Annotated in this window: 25 protein-coding genes and 1 riboswitch; of the genes, 14 read left to right on the top strand and 11 right to left on the bottom strand. The window is 37.2% G+C overall.

Features of this window, described 5'->3' with window-relative positions:
* Positions 1 to 43: 43 nt before the first annotated feature.
* The 3 genes from H7U19_RS04700 to H7U19_RS04690 are packed head-to-tail and all read right to left on the bottom strand — an operon-like array spanning position 44 to position 3,530.
* Positions 44 to 619 carry a PAS domain-containing protein gene (locus tag H7U19_RS04700; RefSeq protein ID WP_186559467.1) on the bottom strand — a complete coding sequence of 192 codons (576 nt, stop codon included), beginning with the start codon at positions 617 to 619 and terminating at the stop codon, positions 44 to 46.
* Positions 620 to 677: 58 nt separating this feature from the next.
* Positions 678 to 1,703: a YncE family protein gene (locus tag H7U19_RS04695; RefSeq protein ID WP_186559465.1), complete on the bottom strand. Its 1,026-nt coding sequence runs from the start codon at positions 1,701 to 1,703 to the stop codon at positions 678 to 680.
* A 3-nt stretch (positions 1,704 to 1,706) separates the two neighbouring features.
* Positions 1,707 to 3,530, bottom strand: a complete 1,824-nt coding sequence (locus H7U19_RS04690; protein WP_186559463.1) for a TonB-dependent receptor plug domain-containing protein — start codon at positions 3,528 to 3,530, stop codon at positions 1,707 to 1,709.
* A gap of 30 nt (positions 3,531 to 3,560) precedes the next feature.
* A riboswitch (cobalamin riboswitch) is annotated at positions 3,561 to 3,753 on the bottom strand.
* Positions 3,754 to 3,822: 69 nt separating this feature from the next.
* Between H7U19_RS04690 and H7U19_RS04685 the strand changes: the two genes are divergently transcribed.
* From H7U19_RS04685 to H7U19_RS04655, 7 genes are all read left to right on the top strand, one after another.
* A complete protein-coding gene (locus H7U19_RS04685; protein ID WP_246454592.1) occupies positions 3,823 to 4,968 on the top strand; it encodes an ABC transporter substrate-binding protein in 1,146 nt (381 codons plus the stop codon).
* Positions 4,969 to 6,000, top strand: a complete 1,032-nt coding sequence (locus H7U19_RS04680) for a FecCD family ABC transporter permease (protein WP_186559461.1) — start codon at positions 4,969 to 4,971, stop codon at positions 5,998 to 6,000. It abuts the gene before it with no gap.
* Positions 6,001 to 6,011: 11 nt separating this feature from the next.
* Positions 6,012 to 6,806 carry an ABC transporter ATP-binding protein gene (locus H7U19_RS04675; protein WP_186559459.1) on the top strand — a complete coding sequence of 265 codons (795 nt, stop codon included), beginning with the start codon at positions 6,012 to 6,014 and terminating at the stop codon, positions 6,804 to 6,806.
* A gap of 130 nt (positions 6,807 to 6,936) precedes the next feature.
* A complete protein-coding gene (locus tag H7U19_RS04670; RefSeq protein ID WP_186559457.1) occupies positions 6,937 to 8,256 on the top strand; it encodes a DNA recombination protein RmuC in 1,320 nt (439 codons plus the stop codon).
* A 122-nt stretch (positions 8,257 to 8,378) separates the two neighbouring features.
* Complete coding sequence (locus H7U19_RS04665) at positions 8,379 to 8,990, top strand: SatD family protein (RefSeq protein WP_186559455.1); 612 nt, start codon at positions 8,379 to 8,381, stop codon at positions 8,988 to 8,990.
* Positions 8,987 to 9,688, top strand: a complete 702-nt coding sequence (locus tag H7U19_RS04660) for a DUF3307 domain-containing protein (protein WP_186559453.1) — start codon at positions 8,987 to 8,989, stop codon at positions 9,686 to 9,688. Before H7U19_RS04665 ends, H7U19_RS04660 begins: the two co-directional genes overlap by 4 nt.
* Positions 9,689 to 9,692: 4 nt before the next feature.
* Positions 9,693 to 10,238, top strand: coding sequence for an acyl-CoA thioesterase (locus tag H7U19_RS04655; RefSeq protein WP_186559451.1), 546 nt, complete (start codon positions 9,693 to 9,695; stop codon positions 10,236 to 10,238).
* Here the strand turns inward: H7U19_RS04655 and H7U19_RS04650 are convergent.
* Genes H7U19_RS04650 through H7U19_RS04640 form a run of 3 tightly spaced genes read right to left on the bottom strand, consistent with a single transcriptional unit; the run spans position 10,230 to position 14,201 of the window.
* Complete coding sequence (locus H7U19_RS04650) at positions 10,230 to 12,737, bottom strand: TonB-dependent receptor (protein ID WP_186559449.1); 2,508 nt, start codon at positions 12,735 to 12,737, stop codon at positions 10,230 to 10,232. The two genes, H7U19_RS04655 and H7U19_RS04650, sit on opposite strands and share 9 nt — an antisense overlap.
* Positions 12,721 to 13,641, bottom strand: a complete 921-nt coding sequence (locus H7U19_RS04645) for a FecR family protein (RefSeq protein WP_186559447.1) — start codon at positions 13,639 to 13,641, stop codon at positions 12,721 to 12,723. The genes H7U19_RS04650 and H7U19_RS04645 overlap by 17 nt, the downstream gene beginning before the upstream one ends.
* A 35-nt stretch (positions 13,642 to 13,676) precedes the next feature.
* Complete coding sequence (locus tag H7U19_RS04640; protein ID WP_186559445.1) at positions 13,677 to 14,201, bottom strand: RNA polymerase sigma factor; 525 nt, start codon at positions 14,199 to 14,201, stop codon at positions 13,677 to 13,679.
* A 275-nt stretch (positions 14,202 to 14,476) separates the two neighbouring features.
* Between H7U19_RS04640 and H7U19_RS04635 the strand changes: the two genes are divergently transcribed.
* The 6 genes from H7U19_RS04635 to H7U19_RS04610 all read left to right on the top strand — a co-directional run bounded on the left by H7U19_RS04635 (position 14,477) and on the right by H7U19_RS04610 (position 18,686).
* Entirely contained in the window at positions 14,477 to 15,505 is a 1,029-nt protein-coding gene (locus H7U19_RS04635) for a hypothetical protein (RefSeq protein WP_246454591.1), read from the top strand.
* A 135-nt stretch (positions 15,506 to 15,640) separates the two neighbouring features.
* A complete protein-coding gene (locus H7U19_RS04630) occupies positions 15,641 to 16,024 on the top strand; it encodes an OB-fold protein (RefSeq protein WP_186559441.1) in 384 nt (127 codons plus the stop codon).
* Positions 16,025 to 16,034: 10 nt separating this feature from the next.
* Positions 16,035 to 16,880: a T9SS type A sorting domain-containing protein gene (locus H7U19_RS04625; protein WP_186559439.1), complete on the top strand. Its 846-nt coding sequence runs from the start codon at positions 16,035 to 16,037 to the stop codon at positions 16,878 to 16,880.
* A 6-nt stretch (positions 16,881 to 16,886) separates the two neighbouring features.
* Positions 16,887 to 17,738: a DUF5777 family beta-barrel protein gene (locus H7U19_RS04620; RefSeq protein WP_186559437.1), complete on the top strand. Its 852-nt coding sequence runs from the start codon at positions 16,887 to 16,889 to the stop codon at positions 17,736 to 17,738.
* A 35-nt stretch (positions 17,739 to 17,773) separates the two neighbouring features.
* The gene (locus tag H7U19_RS04615; RefSeq protein ID WP_186559435.1) at positions 17,774 to 18,139 is read left to right on the top strand and encodes a hypothetical protein; all 366 of its coding nucleotides are present in this window, start codon (positions 17,774 to 17,776) and stop codon (positions 18,137 to 18,139) included.
* Positions 18,140 to 18,143: 4 nt separating this feature from the next.
* Positions 18,144 to 18,686: a YceI family protein gene (locus H7U19_RS04610; protein WP_186559433.1), complete on the top strand. Its 543-nt coding sequence runs from the start codon at positions 18,144 to 18,146 to the stop codon at positions 18,684 to 18,686.
* 30 nt (positions 18,687 to 18,716) lie between these two features.
* Here the strand turns inward: H7U19_RS04610 and H7U19_RS04605 are convergent, their stop codons facing one another.
* From H7U19_RS04605 to rpmH, 3 genes are all read right to left on the bottom strand, one after another.
* Positions 18,717 to 20,585, bottom strand: coding sequence for a zinc-dependent metalloprotease (locus tag H7U19_RS04605; RefSeq protein WP_186559431.1), 1,869 nt, complete (start codon positions 20,583 to 20,585; stop codon positions 18,717 to 18,719).
* Between the two features lie 184 nt (positions 20,586 to 20,769).
* A complete protein-coding gene (gene carB / locus H7U19_RS04600) occupies positions 20,770 to 23,622 on the bottom strand; it encodes a carbamoyl-phosphate synthase large subunit (protein ID WP_186559423.1) in 2,853 nt (950 codons plus the stop codon).
* Positions 23,623 to 23,734: 112 nt separating this feature from the next.
* Positions 23,735 to 23,896 (bottom strand): 50S ribosomal protein L34, encoded by a 162-nt coding sequence (gene rpmH, locus H7U19_RS04595; RefSeq protein ID WP_186559412.1) that lies wholly within the window; start codon positions 23,894 to 23,896, stop codon positions 23,735 to 23,737.
* Between the two features lie 206 nt (positions 23,897 to 24,102).
* On the opposite strand from rpmH, the gene H7U19_RS04590 reads away from it, so the two are divergent.
* Positions 24,103 to 24,681, top strand: coding sequence for a tetratricopeptide repeat protein (locus H7U19_RS04590; protein ID WP_186559403.1), 579 nt, complete (start codon positions 24,103 to 24,105; stop codon positions 24,679 to 24,681).
* Here H7U19_RS04590 and H7U19_RS04585 read toward each other — a convergent pair whose 3' ends face one another.
* Both H7U19_RS04585 and H7U19_RS04580 read right to left on the bottom strand, forming a co-directional pair.
* Entirely contained in the window at positions 24,682 to 25,104 is a 423-nt protein-coding gene (locus H7U19_RS04585) for a PH domain-containing protein (RefSeq protein ID WP_186559401.1), read from the bottom strand.
* A gap of 6 nt (positions 25,105 to 25,110) precedes the next feature.
* Positions 25,111 to 26,037: a lytic transglycosylase domain-containing protein gene (locus H7U19_RS04580; protein WP_186559904.1), complete on the bottom strand. Its 927-nt coding sequence runs from the start codon at positions 26,035 to 26,037 to the stop codon at positions 25,111 to 25,113.
* Positions 26,038 to 26,054: the final 17 nt, after the last annotated feature.

Genomic DNA, 26,054 nt, shown 5'->3' with positions numbered 1-26,054 from the left:
CATAAAAAAGCCACTTTTCAGTGGCTTTTTACATAACTAATAACTACCCTACTTTCCGTTCCAAAGCAATAAAATGAGTTTTATTATTATCCTCGGTGCTATATAAGGGAAAAATCTTTACCTCACATTCATAAGGCTCTCCACTCTTTTTATAATTGGTGATATTTTCTTTAAAAGGAGTATTTAAAGCGATTTTCTTTTTGATATTTCTTCTTGCTGAGACGGAAGTTTCAACCCCTTGCAACATCTTAGGAGTTTTATGCAAAACCTCATTTTTAGCATAACCTGTCATTTTTGAAAATCCCTTGTTCACCCAAACGATGTTTTGATTTAAATCTGTAATGATAATAGCCTGAAACGCTTCGTTTTCAAAAATCGAATCCATGGTGTTTTTCCAATTCAATTGTTTGGCATAGGACTTCACTTTAGCTATATCTTGAAGTCTCTCAGACTCGTTTAACGTATCAATATAACCCTGGCTGTAAACGTCCCAGCTCATCAGGGGCGTCATCACCCTAGAAGTATTGGATATCTCGGCCGAAACAGCTTTATATTCAGATTTACTTAATGAGGACAAATAGATATCGAGTCCCATCATCTTGTATAAATTGTGTTTCATAATTATAAGCTTACAAACTCGACTACCTCTTGTTTCATTCAATTCAAAACGGCCTACTCTAGTTAAAATATATACCTCCGGGAATGATATTTACCGTTGCCGAATTAACTTCAGTATTGGTGGATAAATCATAAGAGGTTAAAGAACCATCACTAACAAAATCTTTTGCATCTAAAGCATATAATACACCATCTTTTACACGCATATCATAAAAACTCACACTTTCAATTTCTGCAACTGAGGGAAGTGTCGAGGCTGTTTCTTCCATTTTATAAACTGAGCCACCAGAATATAAGTATAGCGCTCCATTATCAAAATTAAGTTTAGAGGGGGATGTTATAGCGGCGTTTAACGCTATCGTTCTGGATATTTGATTAGTCGATGTTGCTATTTCAATCAAGTTTTCTGAAGAAAGCACCCATAAATCACCATCGTCGTCCAATTGGAGGGAGTTGGGTGAATTCCCAACAGTAATACTTTCTTCAAATTCATCGGTTTCTGTATTTATAACGTCTACTTTATTCCCATTACCAAAAATCCCCGTAGCTACATAAACCTTATTACCTTGAGCTACAATTTCCTCTGGTAAATAGCTTGTATTAATGGTATCTATAATTGAATTAGACGTTAAATCTATTACAGCCAAAAAATCATCATCACTAGGCGTAAAATCTCCCCAGTTTGTCACATAGCCTTTACCATTTGAAATTGCCATATATCTCGGATTGCTTAAACCACTATCAATTGTCGAGACAGACTCAAAAGTATATCGGTTAACGATTTCTATTTTATTGGAAACATTCAAAACGATGTATGCCAAATCCCCATTAAACGCAATACTCTGTGCCGTATCACCCAATAGTTTATTATTTACATTATTAAAGACGTCATTTTCAACAGTATTCAAATCGAAAGAGACAAAAGATACGGAGGCATTTCCCATCCCAAAATTCCCCTCGTGCGAGATTAATATCCCATTTTCATAATCGCCTTTTGGTATTATTATAGTGTCATCATCAGTGCTACATGATGTAAAAAACAGACCTATTGAAAGGGCCAATACCAGTAATTTGTTAAGTTTCATTGTTTAAAATTTAATTGTTGTTAATATTTGAAAATTTCTATTCGGCATTGGTCGCAACGCCACATTTTGATAATTTTTATTGTATAAATTGTTGATTCTAAAACTCAAGTCATAGGTAACTTTTCCGCATTTATTCAAAAGATACCCCACTCCAATATTGCCCACATTAAAGCCATCCAATTCGTCACCTATGATGAATACCTCACCATTAAACAAGTGCTGATAGAACATTGAAAAGGATTGAAAATTATAAGCTAGCGAGACGTTCCCCTTGTGAAAAGGCACATAAATCAATTGCTTTTTGGTTTCCAAATTTTCTGAAACGGTATAGGAATAGTGAGTATTTATAGTGAATTGATGGCTGTTGATTTTAAAGGTAGATTGTGCTTCCAACTCCGCTCCATAACTATGGGATTTTGCAACATTCTCAGGTCGCCATTCTCCCTCCTCATCAGGTCGCCATTGAATTAAACCTTTTGTCGTTATATAGTAGGTATTAAAGCTTACATTTAACTTCTTGAAACGAAAAACTTGCCCTAAATCTAATTGATACGAGGTTTCAGGACTCAAATCCAAGTTGCCTCTAGAAGGCCAATACAAATCATTAAATGTGGGAATTCTAAAGTTTTTGGAGCCATTAAACTTAATGATATAAGCTTTCGAAACCTTATAAGCTCCGTCCACAGAAAATAATAACGGGTTTTTGAAATCCGATGTAAAGTCTTTTCTAATATTGATATTATACTCAAATCTTTGTGCAGGCTTATGGTTCATCAAAGCTGTTGCTGAAAAAGCACTTCGCTCAGGGTCGCCAAAACTGCTCCCTCCCCCATCAAAATGGTTGAATTCTAAAATGCTTCTAAACTGAAGCGTATTTGATAATCGCCAGTTATAATTATGATTGAGAATAAAAGTGTTCACTTTTCCAAAAGAAAAAATGCTATTGTCCTTGTTTTCAAAATATTTGAATTTCTCGTTAAGATGAACCGCTTTCAACTTTGAAGTAATATTTCCTGAAATACGAGTCCATTCCAGCATTGTCCTAAAGTTTTCATCTTCATATTTACTCCTCCCTATTGCAACCAAGGTTCCAGAAAAATGACGTTCGCCATCATAACTTTGATGATACAGCTTTAAAACATCCTTTTCAGATAGGACATATCCTAAATTAACATCCAAATTCAAGTTATTAAATTCCCCATTTTCATTGACCATATCCGTTCCCAAATATTTATAGTCGTTATCAGAGTCCACATAAGCGATTCCAATGTTTGCAGAGAATTTCGAGTTACCAAAGGAAGACGAGACATTGGCCATTTTCATATTAAAACTTCCGTAAGACAAACGCACACTATTATCGAAATGAGAATCAAACTCCAGATTATTATTTAAGTGAATACTGCCCCCAATTGCACCACTGCCATATTGCACACTGCCTCCCCCGCTTCGTATGTCTATCGCATCAAAATTGGAGGTATTTATGGTATTGAAATCTGTCTGCCCATTAAGCTGGGAATTGATATTGATGCCATTCCAAATCACGGCTGTTTGGGAGGCATTGGTTCCCCTGAATGAAGGTGAGGACACCATCCCAAACCCGTTTTCCTTAAAATATACATTGGAATTAAACGCCAATAGCCCCGTTAGCGATACCGGATTTTTAGCAATAACGGAGTCGTTCAGTTTTTCAATTTTAATCCCTGAAGCATACTGCACAAGCTTGCTGTCACTCAAAAAAACCTCATCCAGTTTTTGGATAGAGTCTAGTTGCGCTTGGGCAAGACTGCCAAAACCGATTACAAATAATATAAAAATGTGTTGTTTCATAATCCGCAAAACCCTTTACCCGAGAGTTAATATTAGATGATGAACATGGCAGGTCTCCTGACTTGCGTCTTCATGTTGGTCTTCCCATCAAAATGACAGTGACATCGAAGTTGAACATGAAGCTTGATAGCTTACAGTTGCGGGAACAGTTCTGGACTTTAACCAGATTCCCTTTTAATCCACTCTGTTAAAACAGAACGAAACCAAATTCTAAGCAAAAGTAAACATTATGTTTAATCTTTTACTCAAAACATTAAATAATATTACTTTTGAAGCGGTTAAAAATTGAATTTTGAGAAAACTCGTTTTACTTTTTGTTTTAAGTATTTCCGTTGCTTGTAAAGAGGACAAAGGGATCAGCAGAAAACTTCCGCCTATGGAAGTTCAGAAAGCGGAATTAAAATATGCAAAAGGGTACTCAATTAAAAAGTATAACGGCTTTTCTGAAATTGAAATTTCCAAACCGTGGCCGGAAGCCGCAAAGACCTATAAATATGTTCTGATTTCAAAAGAAGCAGTTGCTAAAACTTCCCTGTTAAAAAATGACTATGATGGTATCATACTAAAGCCAATTAAAAAAATAGTAGTCACCTCAACCACCCACCTTCCAGCATTGGAATTATTAAATGTCGAAAGCACATTGGTTGGGTTTCCCGGAACGGATTATGTCTCTTCAGAAAAAATAAGAACTCAAATTGAAAATGGAAACATTAGAGAATTGGGCAAAAATGAAGGCTTAAATACTGAAGTTCTGCTGGAGTTAAATCCTGATGCAGTGGTTGCTTTTGGGATTGAGGGCGGTAATCGCTCGTTAGAAACCATTCAAAAATCTGGAATCCCTGTGATTTTTAATGGTGATTGGGTGGAAAGCTCTCCTCTTGCCAAGGCGGAATGGATTAAGTTTTTCGGTGCAATATTCGGCAAAGAGAAAGAGGCAGATTCTATTTTTAATCAAATTGAAAAAGACTATTTAGGGGCTAAAGTATTGGCTCAAAATGTAAAATATAAGCCTACGGTCTTGAGTGGCGCCATGCATAGTGATGTTTGGTACTTGCCAAACGGCACAAGTACCGAAGCGCAACTGCTGAAAGATGCCAACGTCAACTATCTTTGGAGTGACACCCAAGGTTCTGGAAGTTTAAAATTGAATTTTGAGTCGGTTTTTGTAAAGGCTAAAACTGCTGAGATATGGTTGAGTCCATCCAACTATTCCAGCTACGAAAATTTAAAAAACGGTAACGAAAATCACTCGCAATTTGATGCGTTTCAAAATAAGAATATCTATTCCTTTACTAATACAACGGGTGCAACCGGAGGTGTTTTATACTATGAATTAGGTATGACACGACCAGATTTGGTTTTAAAGGATATCATCAAAATTTGTCACCCTGAATTATTAAAAGAATACTCACCCTATTTTTTTAAACCCCTCCCTTAATTGAAATCTGACAAAACACATAGCATATCTTTTGTAGTCCTTATCGTGGTTCTTTTGCTATGTTTTTTAGTGAACATAAGTTTAGGTTCGGTTTCCATCCCCATAAAGGATATTTTTAATAGTCTAATTGGAAACCCTACTTCTCAGGAAACCTGGCAGCACATTGTTCAAAATTATCGATTGCCAAAAGCACTAACAGCCATTATCGTCGGATCTGGATTGGGAATTTCTGGGCTTTTGATGCAAACATTATTCAGAAATCCTCTTGCTGGCCCTTTTGTTTTGGGCATTAGTTCCGGAGCGAGTTTGGGTGTAGCATTGGTCATTTTAGGCTCAAGTATTTTCGGAGGGGCTTTGGCTTCCCTTTTTATTTCAAAATGGGGTATCGTGATTTCCGCAAGTTTAGGGAGTTTTTTGGTGCTGCTTGCCGTTTTAGCCGTATCTATAAAAGTAAGAGATACCATGGCCATTTTAATTATCGGTTTGATGTTTGCCAGTATCACCTCGGCCATTGTCAGCGTGTTGTCCTATTTTGGTTCTGCAGAGCAATTGCAGCAATACATCTTTTGGGGCTTTGGTAGTTTAGGGAATTTATCTTGGGAGGATATTTGGGTTTTAGTATTGATTTACGCCATTGGAATTTTATTGTCAGTCATTTCAATAAAATCGCTGAACACCTTACTTTTAGGTGAAAACTATGCCAAAAGTTTGGGATTGAACATCAAGCAAAGTCGATTTATTATCATCATTGCTACAAGTTTGTTGGCAGGGACCATTACTGCCTTTACGGGACCAATTGCTTTTATCGGTTTGGCCATTCCGCATATGACAAGGCAAGTCTTCAGCACTTCCAACCATAAAGTACTGTTGCCTGCTGTATTTCTATTTGGTGCCATCGTCATGTTGATTTGTGACGGCATTGCGCAATTGCCAACTTCTGATTTCACACTACCAATAAATGCCATAACGTCTTTGGTTGGTGCTCCAGTTGTGATTTGGCTTTTGGTTAGAAAACGAAAAATGGTATTTTAATGGAGGTGAAAATGCAGAAAGAGAAAGAAAATATCGTTTTAAAAACTACTAAGCTATCGATTGGTTATCCTTCAAAAAAGTCAAAGACCGTTATTGCGTCTGACATTAATATTGAATTGGAACAAGGAAAATTAATTGGTTTAATTGGTGCCAATGGCATTGGAAAATCCACCCTTTTGCGCACTTTGACCAAAGTTCAAAGCGCAATTGAAGGTGATACTTTAATCAATGACATCAACCTAAAAAATTACTCGTCTCTTGATTTAGCAAAAGCGATGAGTTTAGTTTTGACCGAACCCATAGCTTCTAAAAATCTATCCGTTTTTGAACTTGTTGCTCTTGGCCGACAACCCTATACCAATTGGGTTGGTAACCTTTCAAAAGAAGACATTGAAATTACCAAACGTGCCATTTCCCAAGTAAATATTGAGCATTTAAAGGACAAAAAATGTTTTGAGCTCAGTGATGGACAACTACAAAATGTGATGATTGCCCGAGCACTAGCTCAGGATACAGACATCATTATTTTAGATGAACCTACGACGCATCTGGATATGTACCACAAAGCCTATATTTTGAAACTGCTTCAAAAACTGTCGAAAGAAACGGGAAAGACCATTCTATTTTCATCACATGAAATAGGTTTAGCGATTCAACTTTGTGATACGCTCATCGTAATGACTGAAAACGGAGTCGTGGCCGACCAACCATGCAATCTTATTTCCAAAGGGGTTTTTAAACAATTGTTCCCGAAAGATCTGATTGCTTTTGATGAGAAAACTGGGAGTTTTAGGGTGAAAAAATAGTTTTCAGTCGCAGTCTCAGTTTTCAGGAGAAAGAGCTCACTACAAATTTAGCAATGTTCATACTTTGCACCTTTGCGTCTTTGCGCGAGGTCATAAATCAATTATATTTGAAAATATTCTTTTCCAAAACATGAACGACAATTTAATCCTAATTCTAGCCATATTATTTTCCGCAGGTATCGGTGCATATTTGGGGATGCTTTTCACCAAACTCAAGAATAAAAGTGAGCAAAGCACCCTTGAAGAACGGCAAAACCAAATGCAATTCACCATTGAGGAACTGAAATCAAATCTTTCCAAAATTGAAAATGAACGCGAAGATATTCGCAAGGAAAAAGAATTTTTAAGCACGGAATTGGCCCGACGAAATTCAGAGTATGAAAACCTTCAGGAACAAAACCTAAAACGTGATAAGGAACTCGAGGAACGCCAAGAACAACTGCGCAAGGATTTTGAATTATTGGCCAATAAAATACTCGAAGAAAAGTCCAATAAGTTCACAGAGCAAAACAAAGAGAACATTAAAAATATCTTAAATCCACTTCAGGAAAAAATCCAAGGTTTCGAAAAGAAAGTAGAAGAAACCCAGTTTAAAAGTGTACGCATGCATTCCGCCTTGGAAGAACAGCTCAAGGGTCTAAAGGATTTAAATCAACAAATGACTAAAGAAGCTACCAACTTAACACGAGCATTAAAAGGCGATAGCAAAATGCAAGGAAATTGGGGCGAATTGGTATTGGAACGTGTTCTCGAAAAATCTGGTTTGGAAAAAGATCGCGAATATTTTGTACAGCAAAGTTTTACACGTGACGACAATTCCCGAGTGATGCCCGATGTGGTATTGCATCTCCCCGATGGTAAAAAAATGATTATCGATTCAAAGGTATCCTTAACCGATTATGAACGGATGGTAAATGCTGAAGAGGACAGTAGACCGCAATTTTTAAAGGCACACGTTAATTCCATCAGAAAGCATGTGGAACAACTTTCGGCCAAGAACTACCAAGATTTATACGATATTGAATCACCAGATTTTGTACTCATGTTTATCCCTATTGAACCTGCTTTTGCGGTTGTAGTGAACGAGGATAATGCTATTTATAATAAGGCCTTTGAGAAAAATATCGTTATCGTGACGCCTGCTACACTTTTGGCAACGCTCCGAACGATTGATACCATGTGGAATAATGAGAAACAACAGCGTAATGCCATTGAAATTGCAAGACAAGCCGGAGCACTTTATGATAAATTTGAAGGCCTTGTTAGTGATTTAACGGGCGTAGGCAAAAAGATTGATTCCGCTAAAAGTGATTATTCATCTGCGATGAACAAATTGGTTCATGGTCGGGGCAACCTTATCACAAGCGTTGAAAAACTCAAAAAAATGGGAGCCAAAGCTAAAAAATCCCTGCCCGAGGCCATTATAAAACGCGCCGAAGAGGACGAATAATTTGCTTTTTAAGAAAAAACGTGATATATTTGAATATTCCCTAATTAAGGAATATTTTATTTTATGCTTTATTTAAGGAATAATTTTAATTAATTCCCTTTTAAAGGAATAAAAATATAAGTATGACAAGTATCATCACAGGCGATATCATAAAATCCCGTCATCAAAAAAATCCTGAGGTTTGGATGAGGGCCCTAAAATCGGCACTATCCCACCTAAACCCTGAACAGTCCCAATGGGAAATTTTTCGAGGCGATAGTTTTCAAATTGAAATCAAAGATATTTCAGAAAGCTTTATCAGCGCCGTTTACATTAAAGCCTGCATCAAAATGTTGCTTTTGGACGTACGCCTTGCTATCGGTATTGGAAACACTTCATACCAAGCTGAAAACATTAGCGAATCCAATGGGGAAGCCTATATATATTCCGGCGAAACTTTGGAGGCCTTGAAAAAGGAAAAAATCAATTTAAGGATCAAAACATCAAATGACACCTTAAACGAAGAACTCAATCTTTATTTCAAGCTTGCACTAGCCATTATGGACCACTGGACAACAGGTTCGGCAGAAATCGTAAAGCTGGGCATAGAGCATCCCGACGCACTACAACAAGAACTGGCAAACATGATCGGTACCAAACAGGATGCCATCAGCAAACGTCAAAAGCGTGCAGAAATGGAACTCATATTGGAAACGGACAGCATGTTCCGAAAAAAAATAATGGCATTATCATGATTTTAACCAAACTTTTACTGGCACACCTCATCGGCGATTTTATTCTTCAACCTCAAAGTTGGGTTTTGGAAAAAGAAAAAAAGAAACTAAAATCTTTTAAACTGTACTTTCACGTCTTAATCCATATTGCCATAACCACTCTGATTTTGTGGGATGCATCACTGTGGCCTGTTATTCTAATAATAGGCGGGTCACATTTAATTATAGACGGCTTAAAACTTACATTTCAGACCAAAAAAACAAAACGACCGCTGTTTTTCATCGATCAGCTACTTCATGTCTTGGTGATTTTAGGATGTTATTTCTTTTTTATGGACAACCAATTATATTTTGGTTCCTTTTTCAAAGAAGAACATCTTTTATTGCTTACCTGCTTATTGTTTTTAACAATTCCTGTGTCCATAATTATGAAAACCATTTTTTTAAAGTGGAATATTTCAGAACTCGTTAAAAATAACCAGTCCCTAGCCGATGCAGGGAAATATATTGGTATTTTAGAGCGCATTTTAGTGTTTATTTTTATCATTTCGGACCACTGGGAAGCCGTAGGTTTTCTGATTACGGCCAAATCTGTTTTTAGGTTTGGGGATCTAAAGGAATCAAAATCCATGCAATTGACCGAATACATATTGATAGGCACTTTAATCAGTTTTGGCATTGCCATTATTACAGGAATAGCGTACACTTATTTAACCTAAAACCATGTTTAAGCATCCAAAAGAATCACGGGTAACCATAACACAACTGATGCTACCATCGCACTCCAACTTTAGCGGAAAAATACACGGGGGCCATATTTTAAATTTGATGGACCAAATTGCTTTTGCCTGTGCCTCCAAGCATTCAGGTTACTATTGCGTCACCGCCTCGGTAAATCGTGTAGATTTTTTAAACCCCATTGAAGTTGGCGAATTGGTGACATTAAAAGCATCGGTAAACTATACCGGTCGTACCTCCATGGTGGTTGGGCTTAGAGTGGAGTCCGAGAACATTCAAACTGGCAAAATAAAACATTGCAACTCCTCTTATTTTACAATGGTGGCCAAAGACGAAAACGGTAAAAATGCCAAAGTCCCAGGGATTATTTTGGATTCTGAACAAGCAATAAGAAGATTTGCCCGAAGTATCGTCCGACAAGAGCAAGCCAGACATCGATCCACAAAGTTTAAGTCATCAGAGTTTAAAATCGAAGAACATATAGACACCATCAAACAGCACAACGCTAAAATTGAGTTTGGTTTAAAATGATAATCGCAGTACTGCATTTGGGGTAATTCCCAATGAGTTTTGAATGGTGTTAATAACAGCATCATTATTTACCCTATGAAAATTATTGATTTCGTTTTCCTTATCCAAAAGATTCCAAATAGACACTCCTAGGTTTGCTTTTGCCTTCTTACCTATAGTAAAATCATATATTGCAGAAACATCAAGCCTAAAGTAATTTTTTAGACTATCCGAATTTGGCGTTTGATAGTTTATTGAACTATTCGTGAATTCATTACCAAGAATAGGATTGGTCGTTGGCCTACCAGAGTGCCAGTTGACTCCCATGGACAGTTTTAGGTTTTTCAGCTTAAGGACACTTCCAAATGTTACCAAATGAGAAATATCAAAATTGCTTGGAAACCGCTCCTCAAAAAGGGTATTAAAAGTATATTTATTGTTCATATAAGCATAGCTTAACCATGAATTAAAATTGCCAATGGCCTTTCGCAAAAGCACATCAAAACCGGTAACCGTATAGCTTCCCGTTTCCCTTGAAAATTCAAATTGATTTTGAAACCCCTGACTTTGGGATGTAATCCCTTTAACATCTTTCAGATATCCATCTAAACTAAACAACCATCCATTTTTATTTAAAGTCAGCCCCGAGGACAACTGCCTACTCGTAATTATAGGAACGCCTTTGTCATTGGATAATTGCCAGCGTCGTTTTTCCACGCCTAAGAAATCATTTTGAAAATTGATAACTTGGGATGTGCTTTGATGTTTAAATTCACCTAAAACCTCCCAGGTGATGTCTGCGGACAACATATGGCTAAAACTCAATCTTGGCTCCCAAAGCTGTCTTTTAAATTTGGAAAGATAGTTAAATCGCAATCCAAAATTTAAATTGGTTTTTTTGTCATTGGACGCATATCCGATTTGCGAAAAAACACCGTGTGTCCTTAAAACTTCCGACACCAAATCCCTAAATATTGGGTCATCCACATCATCCAGGTTGGTGACTTTGGTTTCAACCAGATGGTAACCTCCCAAAAACTCGAGCCTACTGTTAATTCTATGATTGACACTAAGTTTTGTACTGGTTTCCGACACTTTGTTTTCTTGTAAAAACCTTTGTCCCTCAAAAATATTAGCGTTGATGGACTTTAATTCATAATCCGTATTGTATATTTCTAATGCCGTTTTTAATTTGTTGTTCCACGTTCGCTCATAATGCATTACACCTGCAATACTAAACTGCGACAAACTGCTCCGTCGTGATTCTGGCAGATTATTTACCATTGCATTTTCATCAAAAACCAATTCGTTGAATACAGTAATAAAATTTAACCTCAACTTATCTTTCTTACTTAACTGATACAACCATCTGAATGATGCGTCATAAAAATCAAATGATTGATTAGAGTTAATAATATCCATTTGGTTATGTGCTACCTCTGTATTTTGCGAAATTCTGTCGAAAAAAGAACTGTAAGTGGGTGTTTCCACAACAGGACTGAGTGCTTTTCTACCCGCCACTTGAATTGAAGATTTACTACCCAAAGGCACATCCGCAAAACCATTAGCACTCAATAAATTGGCACCAACCACTCCTTTGAATTTTGAATTCAGGTTTTTGTCGGTCCGCATGTCTATGGTGCCCGAAACACCATCGGTTAAAGTCACACTACTCCCATTTTTTCTTAAGGACACCTGTTGGGTAATTTCAGGATTATACATTGAAATCAGCCCAAAAAAGTGACCGGATTGGTACATTTTTATACCATCCCAACGAATGAGATTTTGATCGTGGGTACCACCCCTAATATTTATATTGGATACCGTTTCGTTGATACTCTGAATTCCGGGCAGACCCTGAACAGATTGCAGTACATCGCTTTCTATCAAACCGGGCAGAATGTCGAAATCATTGAAATCAATTTCAAAAGATCCGTTCTTTAATTTGTTGATGCCGTTTACTAAATAATTCGAAATTAAAACCTCCGATAGCTGTTGAAAGTTCGGAACTAATTTGATCGTGGTGCAATCATCAATCTCAAAAGCACTATCTATTTCCAAAGTTTCATATCCAAAATATTGTATAGTAATTGGGTAAGAGATTTGGTTTGGATCGATTTCAAAATAACCGTTTTGGTCACTGGTTATTCTTTCCTCCGAAATAATTATTACAGCCCCAACTATTGGCAGTTGTGTTTCTATATCTCTTATATGACCACAGAAACGGCGCTTTGGTTTTGCCTTAACTAAAACAATCCTAGAATCGAGTTCACCGAACAAAAGGCCTGTAGATTTTTGAAGATAGTCTAGTGTTTCGGTTAACGAAAGTGAATCAGCCGGAATTTTACAAGAAATATGCCTTACAAGATCTTCCGAATAGTTGAATTGAATCTCAAACCGAGTTTCTAAATTCGAAATAATATCGACCAAAGGTTTAGTGGCGTGCTCCTCTTGGGCATAGGCTCCATAATTAAGAATTAGAACGAATAAGAAGATAAATTTTCTAATCCTTTTTTTCATGAATTTCTATGAGATTTGAAGCTTTAAATTCATAGGTCAAATTCATGGGTTCCACAATGGAAATCAGGGCATTTTCCAGATTGTCGTGAACAAAAGCTCCTGAAAAGAGTCTGGTGGCATCAATATCATGAGTAATCTCCACCTGATACTGTCGTTTTAATTCTGCCAAAACCTCATGAATCGGAGTAGCATCAAAGATACTCATATTTTTTGTCCATGCAGGAATCTTTTGACTGGTATGCCCTTCTTCATATTTATTTTTAGACAATTTAAATGTTTGCCCCCCAATCAATACATGGTTTTTATAATTGTGAACTACCTCTACTTTTCCTTCAAAACAGGCTACTTGAAAGAAACCCGGTCGCGCTTTAACGCTAAATTCAGTTCCCAAAACCTTTACCGTACCTTCATCAGTGGTGACTTGAAAAGTAGATCCTTTATTCACCTTGAAGTAGGCTTCACCATCAAGTTGTAGTGTTCTTTTTTCTTCCCAATCATCAGCTTTAAATTCTATTTCTGAAACGGCATTTAAGGTTACAATAGAGTTATCCGGCAAACTAACAGTTCTTTTCTCACCAATGTCAGTTTCAATAGTTGTGGCTGGATTGAAGACAATACTATAATAGATTCCAAGGGATAAGATGACCATTGCCGCAACTCTAAGCACAGATTTCCAACTGATTGCGTTTTCTGGACTTTTACCTCTTGTTTTATAAGCTTTATTAAAACGTTCAAAACCTGTTGGTCTTGAAAAATTTGAAGATTTAAAACGAGTCGACGCATCCACAATAAATTGTTTATATTCGGCGTCTTCCAAATCATTGAATTGTCGCTTTTCATCTTCTGAAAGCGTATTGTTCAACCATTTCTTCTCTAATTCTTCAGCATTCATCTGTTGCTCCATTTTCTATATAACAACTAAAACTTTAAATCTCCTGATTATTTTATGTAAAAACCTTCCAACTCTTTTTTTAAACTACTAAAAGCACTATAAATTCTATATTCCACGGTTTTTTGGGTAACTCCCAAAATTTCAGCTATTTCTTTGTGTTTCTTACCTTCAGCCTTACTTAACAGGAAAGCAACGCGTTGCTCTTCGGTTAATTTGGACAGCACATTTTGATACCGTTCAAAAAATTGTTCTTTTTCTAAAATAAACTCTGGCGATTCGATATTCTGTTTGTTGGGCGCCTCAATTCTATATTTCAAAACAACTTTTTGATGTTTGATATCATTCAATGCCATGTTTTTGGCCGCAGTAAAAAGAAACGATTTTGCCTTCCCAAAGGACACCTTCTTACAATTGTCCCAAAGCTTCATAAACGCCTCCTGCATCTTATCGTCTGGGTTAATCTGTGCACCGAATTTATAATATAAAAAATCATGTAAATCCTGTGAATACTTTTTGTAGATGCTTTCAAACACCTTGTCCTCACATATTTTATTTTTAATCTCTTTTGGCAAAATCGGCTTTTAAAATCAACTGCCTAGACAAGGTTGCTAAGCATTCAAGGGCATGGATTCCAAAATTTTAAACACAAGTGTCGTAGCATTGAAATCTTGATTACAGAGTAAATATAAATATTCACTACGGATTCAAAAGGAAATTGAATTGAAAAAAAAATCAAAAAAATCTCAGGAGTTTTTAAAGTTGAGTTGTCTAATAGGAAAGAACTCTAATTTTTTCAATTGGAATGATGCGCATTTTTGCCAGGTACTTATTAATTGTTTCATTACTCATGGTAGTTTTACATTCTTGTAGAAAAGAAGAGCTGGAAACTGTTCGGACTCCCGAAGAAGATGTTGTTACGGTGAATTCAGCCATATTTAACCTTATGCAAAATACTTCGAGCAATGATGGTTCAGAGGATAATATTTTGGACAAATCAAACTGCTTCAAATTGAAATTGCCTGTTGAAGTGACCGCCAATGGTGAAACCGTAATGGTGAATTCTGAAAGTGATTATAAAATAGTAGAATACATTTTTGACGATGAGGATGACGACACGGATATTTTAAATATGACCTATCCCGTTACAATTGCCATGGAGGATTACAGTGAAGTTACGGTTGAAAATGATGCGGAAATGCTGAACTTTTCCAATTCATGCAATGGAGAAAACGAGTATGACGATGATATTGAATGCATTGATTTCCAGTACCCTATTTCTGCCTCAATATTTAACCAAAGACTGGAACTTATTGATAAAAAAGCATTGAACTCCGACAGTGCTCTGAACGCTTTCTTGCGGAATATGAGAGTGGATGATATTGTTGCTATTGCTTTCCCCATTACAGTTACCATATTTGATGGTACAGTACTGCCAATAAACAACCTAAGTCAGCTTCAATCTACCATCAACACCTACAAAGACAGTTGTGATGAAGACGATGATTTCGATCACAACGACGACGATTGTAACGACTGCAACATCGATGAATTGACCTCTATTTTGACCAGTTGTTCCGAATGGACCGTTGATAAATTGACTCGGGATAACAATAACCATGATGATGTTTATGAAGGCTATAAGTTTAGTTTTTACAAAAACGGTAGATTAAGGGTGTATTGGTCCGGGACCACTGTTTTTGGAGATTGGGTGGCCTCAGGTAGTAAAAACGATATTACAGTTACCATAGACCTCCCGGACTTGCCGCTTTGCAATAACGATTGGAGGTTGCACGAAATCTCTGAATATTCCAAAAAAAGGATTGATTTGCGCGTTGACGGGGTTGACCGACTGCGCTACGACAATATTTGTAATTAAAAACATTAGCTAGTAATTGAATACAGTTCTATGAAAAAGAAAATGTCAATTTCTCCAAGAAATCTACTTGGAACTAGCAACTCTGCTTCGGCCTAAACACCGGAGCAGAGTTTAAAAAACAAAACCAAACAGCACATGAAGAAGTGGGGGTTCATTCTACTCGTTATCCTTATTGGCGGGATTATGGGCTATAATTACATCTATCAGGACCATCGGGACATCGAAACCGAAAAACCAGAATACGTTTTGACCTCCAAAACACTCATAGATGAATTTTCATCCAATGTAAAGGCATCAGAGCAGAAATACCTTAACAAAACCATAGAACTATCAGGTAATATAACCGAAATCGGTGAGCACAATTTGGTTTTAAACAGCTCTATTTTTTGTCAGTTTCAAAACCCTGTTCCAAATTCTATAAAAACTGGCCAGGATATAATCATTAAAGGTAGATTCATCGGATATGATGACCTCCTTGAAGAAATAAAATTAGATCAATCAACAATTATTAATCACTAAAAATCGAATTATGAAGACAACTTTATTTTCAGCCGTTTTGGCATTATTATTTTCCTATTCTGTGTCTTCCCAAATTATGGGGGGACAAGTGAATGATTTTCAAGACGGAACAGTACAATCCTGGTCTGAGGGTGGGCCAACCACTAACCCGCCTATCAACATAGCTACTGGCGGACCTGCAGGAGCGGGCGACAGATACTTACAAAATGATTCCAGCGGGGGCGGTGGAGGTGGCAGCAAAATGGTTATGTTTAATCCAAATATAGACTGGGGCGGAAACTATACCACTGCAGGAATAGTAGCAATTACATGCGATGTAAGAGTCTCTACTAACACCTTAAACTTACGTGTTGCAATGGAGGGATCCGGCGGACGAATTTCTTCTGCAAATTCGGTAGATGTAGCTCCTAGCAGTTCTTGGTCCAGCATAGTCCTTCCCATTACAGTGAGTGACATGGCATTGGCCGGTGGAACTGATATTACAGCTACACTTGCTAATGTTACGGAATTAAGAATCTTAAGCAATACCTCCCCTAATTGGCGCGGTGCTTCTATTAATGCCAGATTGGAAATTGATAACATCACGGCAGTAACAACTTTGAGTACGGACGATTTTACCTCAAACAGTTTCAAAATATATCCTAACCCAGCACATTCTGAATTGCGTCTTGAATTGTCTTCAAATCGAAATAATGCCGAAATTGAAGTTTTTGACATTTTAGGCAAAAAAGTGTTAGCCCAATCGATCAGTAATTTAAATTCTACAATTGACGTTTCTCAATTGAATGGCGGTGCCTACATTTTACGTGCAACCATTGAAGGACAATCGCAATCTCAACGTTTTATAAAGTTATAATTCAGGATGAAATACTTTTTTCTTTTTGCATTACTGGTGGCTCCAATTCTAATATTTCCTCAACAGGATTTGCTTGATGAAATTGATAACGATTCGGTTGGAGAACAATTTGTAAGTGCTGCATTTAAAGGATTAAAAATTGTAAACTTTGAATCCACCAAATTAGTTGCGAAAAAGGAACTAACATTTATTGTTTACCACAGATTTAGTAGCCTTAAAAACGGTTTTGATACATTTTTTGGACTTGACAATGCCGTAACACGTCTGAATTTTGTTTACGGGGTAACGGATAACATTAATATTGGGGTTTCTAGGAGTTCATTTATGAAAATTTATGATGTCACCATTAAATATCGCCTTGCCCACCAAAAAGAAAGCGGCTTCCCATTTACAATTGTAGGGTTCAACGCGCTATTAATCAATACGGGAATGGACAAGGATGTTTTTCCCCTAATTGAGTTTAAGCACAGATTGGGATACACTACCCAGGTGTTGGTGTCCAGAAAGGTGAATTCTGATTTAACTTTACAATTCGCTCCTACATTTTTTCATGATAATTATGTGGTTTTCGACCCCCAAGCTAATTCCCAAGTGGCATTGGGGTTAGGTGGTCGCTATAAATTAGGAAAAAGGTGGTCCATCAACGCGGATTACGGATTACACCTAAACAGGGCAGAAAATTCGCCATTTAAAAACCCATTATCCGTAGGTTTCGATTTAGAGACTGGAGGGCATGTATTTCAAATGCATTTTTCTAATGCCCAGCCCATGAATACCAATGGTTTTTTAGGACAAGCAACTGGTGATTGGGGAGATGGCGATATCTACTTTGGCTTTAACTTGAGTAGAAGATTCTAGAAGCACCATAACATTAATCTTAAATAAATACAGCTATGAAATTTAAAAATTTGTTTCTAATTGTGGCAATTATGGCCTTATTATTCAATTGTTCCAGCAATGGTGGGGACGACTTAAACGGCCCAGACCCAGACCCCGATCCAGATCCGATGGCAAAGGTTACGTACGATGATGATATAAAAAGTATTATTGATGCTAATTGTGTGAGATGCCATGGAAGCACCCCTACCCAAGGCGCTCCATTTTCATTAACCACATTTACACAGGTAAGAGACAGAGTAGATCGCATTATAAGCAGAACAAATAACTCTAGTAGTCCAATGCCACCCAGTGGCCTGATGGCACAAAATTTGAGAGCCTTAATCCAGCAATGGAAGGATGACGGTTTACTAGAAAATTAAAAAAATGAAGTATATAATAGTTTTGGTCGGCCTTATTAGCGTCAACGTTTTTGCACAATCAAAATATTTTACAAAAACCGGGACAGTAGAATTTGAGGCCTCAGTACCCTCTTTTGAAGAGGTGAAAGCAAAAAACACCGCCGTTACGGCTATTCTCAATACTGACAACGGAGAGTTTGCAGCACTGGTTTTAGTAAAAGGGTTTCGGTTTAAAAATGCGCTAATGGAGGAGCATTTTAATGAAAATTATGCCGAATCTGACGAATATCCTAAAGCGACCTTCAAAGGAAAGATCTATGATTTCTCAATGAAAAAATTAAGGGAAACTGGTGAATTAAAAATTGATGGTGAATTGACTTTTCATGGCGTAACCAAACGGTTCAATGGTATTCCTATTAATCTACTCAATAAGGAGGGTACAATACTATTGAAGGGAAACTTTGTTGCCCTAGCTTCTGATTTCGATATAAAGATTCCAAAAATTGTGAGTAATAAAATTGCAGAAGATATTGAAATCATCTTTACATTCAATATGAAGAAAAAATAAAAAATGCCGCTTAACAGCGGCATTTCGTTTTTAGTGAATAATTATCTTTTTGGTTATTTGGGATTGTTCGGCCTTTATATTGGCAAAATAAATACCTGCCGGAACCCTTGATAAGTCAATTTCCTTTTCGCCATTGAAATTCCTTAGATTACTAGTCCAAACTTTTTTACCAACGACATTATATATATCTACTTGTTCTAAGTTTAATACTCCTGAGTACTTCAAGGTAAGTTCACCATTACTTGGATTGGGCAAAAGTAGAAGCGCCTCAGATAATAAATTATCATCAACTCCCAAGGTAGAATTAATTATTACTGAAAAGTCTTCTACCTGACCATGCACTGGAGAGTAGTTTGGGCCAGAAATCGTATTCGGGAAAAAATCACTTACAACTCGAACCCATAAGGTTGTATTTGCAAGTACATTTGATGAAATGGCTGGCACAGTAAAACTTCCCGAATGCGTTCTTGCGTTAGTATTACTAAAGACTTCTTCTCCAGAATCCTCAAAATCTCCGTCATTATTATAATCTATATATACTTTAACATCTTCATCATTTGCTGGTCCAGTGGATACCTGAATATTGTAGGTTGTGCTACTACTTAGTTCAAATCTGCTACAAGAATTGACATGATAACCGTTTTCGTCTTCCGCATCCTCGGAAAAATAACTTGTTGCCCCCATTGAAAGGCTATGTACTCCAATACCTGAGTTGGTCGCTATAGTTTGAGTAGCAGGGGTAGAAACCAATGTGGAAGATGGCAAAGCTGTGGGAGCCAGTCCACCAGGATAGTTTATTAAAGACAATCGAGTTGTTTCCAAAGCCGCTCTAGTTCTATCCCTTTGATCATCGGAAAATTTAACCTGACAACTTTCACTTGAATAAGCCATAAAATTAGTGACAACATCGGCTAAATCGGTTCCAGCTCCTGTACAGGTATTTCCTGAATCGCCACAATTTCCATCATCCCTTCTATGAGGATCTGTATCTGCACATAGGTCTCCGTCAAGAGTAGGGTCAGTATTAACAGGGCATTGGTCGGCGGTACCATCATCATCGCCGTCATCTCCTTCAAAAGTATGCCTTAAGTTAAGTCCATGCCCAAGTTCATGTATGGCCGTGACGTTTTCGTTCGTATAAGATTTCAAATTATAGCCCAAAGCTCCTGTGGGATCATAACCAAAGGCATTATAAACAATTACAGAACCATCTACAGCAGAGGACGCTCCTGGGTAATAGGCATACCCTTGCGTACCAGAACCTGCATTATTATCATTAATTTCACTTACAATCCAAATATTGTAAAACTTATCATTTGGATACTTACTTAAGTTCTTTATTGCTACTTCATTATCACTTCCGGAATCATCCGTAATTCCAGCAGTTGCGTAATCTGACGTTCCTGAACCATCTACCCTTTCAATGCCTGTTGAGGGATTACAATCTCCGTCCCTTTTAGCTAGAACAAAATCAATATTCATATTTGTAGTATAAGATCCGGAACCCGAATAAGCCACGTTCATATGATCTATGGCACTTTGTATCTGAGCATCGCTGATATTGGTTCCTGTTCCAATAGTTTCACCCAAATGAATGACATGGACTACAACTGGAATAGTATATTGAGTTGTACTAAGACTTTTGCTAGCCTTTTTGGATTGTATTTTGTTTCTTATTTTTAGTTCATTATCTGCAAAGATTTGTCTATAGGCTTCATCTGTTTCCAATAATGTCTTGTGTGCGAAGTCGGTTCCACAAGATCGGGAATTTAAAATCTCTTGGGTTGAAGCGATTTGGGTATTAGAATGATTTGAGTTTTGAATATGCCTCCGATTTTGCGAATATGCGCTAAAAGCTAGAGCGAAAACAAAACATATTAAAAAGTAACTTTGTTTCATTTTTAACAGTTTTAGTTGATAAACAGTGTTAAATATATGGTTTAAAATTGAATTTAAACCTACAAAAAGCATAAAAATTCGATAAATTGTATTATTTATCAGAAATAACTTATACTTTTATTAAGTATAGAAATAAAAAAAGCCACCCAAAATTGAGTGGCCCATACTACAAAATGCTTAATTTTTACTTGCTCAAATACATCTTCCTTCTAGAATACAAATCGTAAAACTCATCATCCTTTAGACTATCGATGAACAATATGCTCTCTCCAGTACTTTTCATTTCTGGCCCCAAGGTTTTATCCACATTCGGGAATTTATTGAAAGAGAATACCGGCTGTTTAATAGCATAACCTTCCAACTCCGGTTTAAAATTGAAATCCTTGATCATATTCTCCCGGAGCATTAGTTTGGTTGCATAGTTCACATATGGCTCTCCATAAGCTTTTGCAATAAACGGCACGGTTCTCGATGCCCTTGGATTTGCTTCGATAATATAGACCTTATCATCTTTTATGGCGAATTGAATGTTAATCAATCCAACCGTATTTAAAGCCAAGGCAATCTTTTTGGTATGATCTTTAATTTGTTGCATGACGAATTCACCCAAATTGAATGGCGGCAAGGTAGAGTTACTATCTCCCGAATGGATACCACAAGGCTCAATATGCTCCATGATACCAATAATGTAAACTTCCTCACCATCACAAATGGCATCTGCCTCTGCTTCAATAGCGCCTTCCAAATAGTGGTCTAATAACAATTTATTGTTAGGAATTTTATTTAATAGATCTATAACATGCTCTTCCAATTCCTTTTCGTTGATAACGATTTTCATCCCTTGGCCGCCAAGTACATATGATGGTCTCACCAAGATTGGAAAATCCAATTCCTTGGCAACTGCCAAAGCTTCATCCGCAGTTTCAGCAGTATCAAATTGCGGATATGGGATATCGTTTTCCTTTAATAAGGTTGAAAAACTACCTCTATCTTCGGCCAAATCCAAGGATTGGAAACTGGTGCCGATAATTTTGACACCATATCTATCCAGTTTTTCTGCAAGCTTTAAAGCGGTTTGCCCTCCCAATTGAACAATAACACCTTCAGGCTTCTCATGTTTGATAATATCATAAATATGCTCCCAGAAAACAGGTTCAAAATAAAGTTTGTCTGCAGTATCAAAATCTGTAGAAACCGTTTCAGGGTTACAGTTAATCATTATGGTTTCATAGCCACATTCTTTGGCCGCATAAACACCATGCACACAACAATAATCAAACTCGATACCCTGTCCAATTCTATTTGGCCCCGAACCTAAAACAATAATTTTCTTTCTGTCTGAAACTTTACTTTCATTATCAGAATAGCGCTTTCCATCAGCAGTTTCCATATCGCTCTCAAAGGTAGAGTAGTAATAGGGCGTTTTCGCTTCAAACTCCGCAGCACAAGTATCCACCAATTTATAGACCCTGTTGATACCCATCTCCTCGCGCTTATTGTACACTTGGCTTTCCAAACATCCTAGCATGTGTGCAATCTGTCTGTCCCCGTAGCCTTTTTGTTTCGCTTCAAGTAATAATTCTTTATCAATTGTATCAATATTGAACGTAGATATCTCTTTTTCCAAGAAATACAGTTCTTCATATTGCTTTAAGAACCACATATCTATCTTGGTAATTTCGAAAATTCTGCTTAACGGAATACCCATTTTTATAGCATCATAAATGGTAAATACACGATCCCAAGAGGCGTTTGTCAACTTTTCGATAACCTCATCATAATTGGTGTTTTCTTTACCATCAGCTCCTAAACCATTTCGCTTAATTTCTAGGGATTGCGTCGCTTTATGCAAAGCTTCTTGGAAGGAACGCCCAATACCCATTACCTCTCCAACAGCTTTCATTTGCAACCCTAAAGTCCTATCAGAACCTTCAAACTTATCAAAATTCCAACGCGGAATTTTTACGATGACATAATCCAAAGTTGGCTCAAACAAGGCAGACGTAGATTTAGTAATTTGATTACTTAATTCATCCAAACTATACCCTAAAGCCAATTTAGCAGCAATTTTCGCAATTGGATATCCCGTAGCCTTACTTGCCAATGCTGACGAACGTGATACCCTAGGGTTAATTTCAATAGCGATAATATCTTCTTGGTCATCAGGACTCACAGCAAATTGTACATTACAGCCTCCTGCAAAATCCCCGATACTACGCATCATCAAAATAGCCATATCACGCATTTTTTGATATGTTCTATCACTCAATGTCATAGCCGGCGCAACGGTTATAGAATCCCCGGTATGGATGCCCATTGGATCCATATTTTCAATAGAACATATGATCACAACGTTACCATTTGAATCCCTCAGCAGCTCCAACTCATATTCTTTCCACCCCAACAACGCCTTATCGATCATCACTTCGTGAATAGGAGAAATTTCCAATCCTCGTCGTAATAATTTATCAAAATCTTTTTCATCATAGACAATCGCAGCTCCTGCTCCACCTAAAGTAAACGAGGAACGGATACACAATGGAAAACCGAACTCCTGAGCAATTTCCTTTCCTTTAAGGAAGGAAGAGGCTGTAGCCTGAGGCGCCATACCCACACCAATTTTACCCATTAATTCTCTAAACTGCTCTCGGTCTTCGGTAATATTGATGGCATCAATATTTACCCCGATCAACTCCACGCCAAAATCTTCCCAAATGCCCTTTTCATCGGCCTCAATGGCCAGATTCAATGCGGTTTGACCACCCATGGTAGGCAATACGGCATCAATCTGTGGATGTTCCTTTAAAATCTTAACAATGGATTTGGTATTCAAAGGCAACAAATACACATGATCGGCCATCGACGGATCTGTCATAATGGTCGCTGGATTCGAATTGATCAAAATAGTCTCAATTCCATCTTCTCTCAAAGATCTTAGGGCTTGGGAGCCCGAATAATCAAATTCACACGCTTGCCCAATGATAATTGGGCCAGAACCAATAATTAGGATAGATTTTAATTTCGGATTTTTCGGCATTTTTCTATTTTCTAGTTTTAATAAATCAGTTTGCTAAATTATGTAATAACAAAACATAAAAAAAGGCGTTACACTTAAGCAACACCTTTAAAATATCAACAATTGTTAATCATTATTTTTTATGTCTTGTTTCAGATGATACAGACAATTTTTTTCTTCCTTTTGCTCTTCTACTGGCAAGCACTTTTCTGCCATTAACAGAGGACATTCTTTCCCTGAAACCGTGCTTGTTCCTTCTTTTTCTTTTCGAAGGCTGAAACGTTCTTTTACTCATCGTCTTATATCTTTAAAATCTGAATTGTATTTTTCTGAAAAGTTTACCCTTTGGCAAAACTGGGGGCAAATATACAAAGCTTTTTGGTTTCACAAACCTATTTTAAAAATATTTTTTCCATAAAAATTTAGTTTCTTTGCATTTCAAAATAAAAATGGTGTTTCAAACCTTTAAAAGCACCTAAAAATTGCATTAAAACATTAAAAATGTACAATAAAATCATAAAACTCATCATTGCCATTGGAATATTGGCCTATGCCGTTTATCAATTTACTGAAGGCTATATAGGTAATGGGATTGCGCTGATTTTTCTAGCTGGTGTTTTCGTATTCCTTTATTTTAAAAATGAGTTTATACTACTAGCCTTTTTAAGGTTGCGCAAGCAGGATTTTGATGGTGCCAAAAAATGGTTGAGCAAGATCAAAAACCCTGAAGCAGCTTTGGTAAAAAAGCAACAAGGGTATTACAGTTATCTGCACGGTATTATGACGATGCAGGATAACATGAACGAATCTGAAAAGCACTTTAAAAAAGCGGTTTCCCTTGGTCTTTCCATGAAACATGATTTGGCCATGGCTAAACTGAACCTAGCTGGCATCGCCTTCTCAAAACGTCGTAAAAGAGAGGCACAGCAACTATTACAAGAAGCCCAAAAATTGGATAAGCACGGCATGTTGACAGAGCAAATCAAAATGATGAAGCAAAACATGAAGCAGGCTGTTGGTCCTAATCAGCACTATGGAACTGGGGGCTCTGTTAGGGCACAAAAAAGAAGAGGCCGATAGTTATGCGCTAACTTCTATTCGCGGATTTGCTTTTTGAAGCATTCCTATAAAATCCATTCTATTTTCTGGTGATATTACAATTATACCGTATGTCCCGTAACCAATCTGTATCCGTTTGGCTAACGAAGCGGTGGGAGATGATATCAACGAATTCGTCTTTTTAATAGATTTTATGGTATCTACTGGTATCTGCTTTTTGCACAAAAAACCACAAACTACCTTTAAGTAACCCTCTGAAATGGTATATTTTATACTATGAAATATATACCAAATAAAGAGAATTGTAACAAGGTTAATCGAGCATACAGTGACAATTGTACTCTGAGGAGCACTTCCCAAGCCGGTCAAAAAACTAATTCCAAATAAAAAAACAGCCAAACCAAAAATAAACCCATAACTAACTTCTGATTTGAATACTTTCATCAAAAATTAGTTTACATCATAGTACCCTTCATTAGGTATTTCAATCTCGTAAAGTTTCCCAGATTTATTATTTAAATGAGGTTCCCTCAACCAAGGGTTGTGTAGTTTTAAGATTTTATAGTTGATCCCAAACTTTTCAGCAAACTTAGTAAAATCAGTTACAGCAGAATCCACCTCAACTTTAAATGTTGGAACACCAGCATATAAATCCTTTTCCCTGAAGTTGAAACCATATTTATCGGGATGGGACAAAATCTCTTTAAGGGCCACGATTCTAAACACATATCTTCCGGTTTCCTCTCCTAAAAGTAAATCGTAATAATCCGTGACATTCTGCTCCCTCAATCGCCTTGAGACACCCGCATTTCCTGCGTTGTAAGCGGCCGCAGCCAACGTCCAGGAGCCTAACCGCTCTTTTGCTTTTAATAAATATTTGGCCGCCACTTCAGTGGCTTTTTCCAAATGGTAACGCTCGTCCACATTGCTGTTGACTTCCAAACCATTTTCACGGCCAGTAGTTTTCATAATTTGCCAAACCCCTCTTGCTCCAGCCGGGGAAACTGCGTTGGTCAAACCACTTTCAATCACCGCGAGATATTTAAAATCGTCTGGAACACCATGCTTAGCCAAAATCGGCTCAATCACCGGGAAGTATTTTTTGGCACGTTTAAACATCAACAAACCATTGCTCTGCCAATAGGTATTCACCAAAAGTTCCCGGTCCATTCGCTCCAGGATATCTGGATTACTCAGAGGAACCTGTTCACCAGCAAATGACAAATCCTCAGGGACTTGCAAGGCATAAACATTGTAATCGTTGATTAGCTTCTTTTCGAAATTCTCATCAGTAGGCGCATCTTGGAGGGCATTAATAAATAGTGCACATAAACTTAATAATCCAACATACGCCAATAGTCGTTCTATTGTCTTCATCATTAAAAAGTTTGTTT

Source organism: Hyunsoonleella aquatilis (genome assembly GCF_014270105.1).
In the GTDB taxonomy this organism is placed as follows: domain Bacteria; phylum Bacteroidota; class Bacteroidia; order Flavobacteriales; family Flavobacteriaceae; genus Jejuia; species Jejuia aquatilis.
Note: the sequence above shows the minus strand (reverse complement) of the source record. Positions and strands in the feature narration are given on the sequence as shown.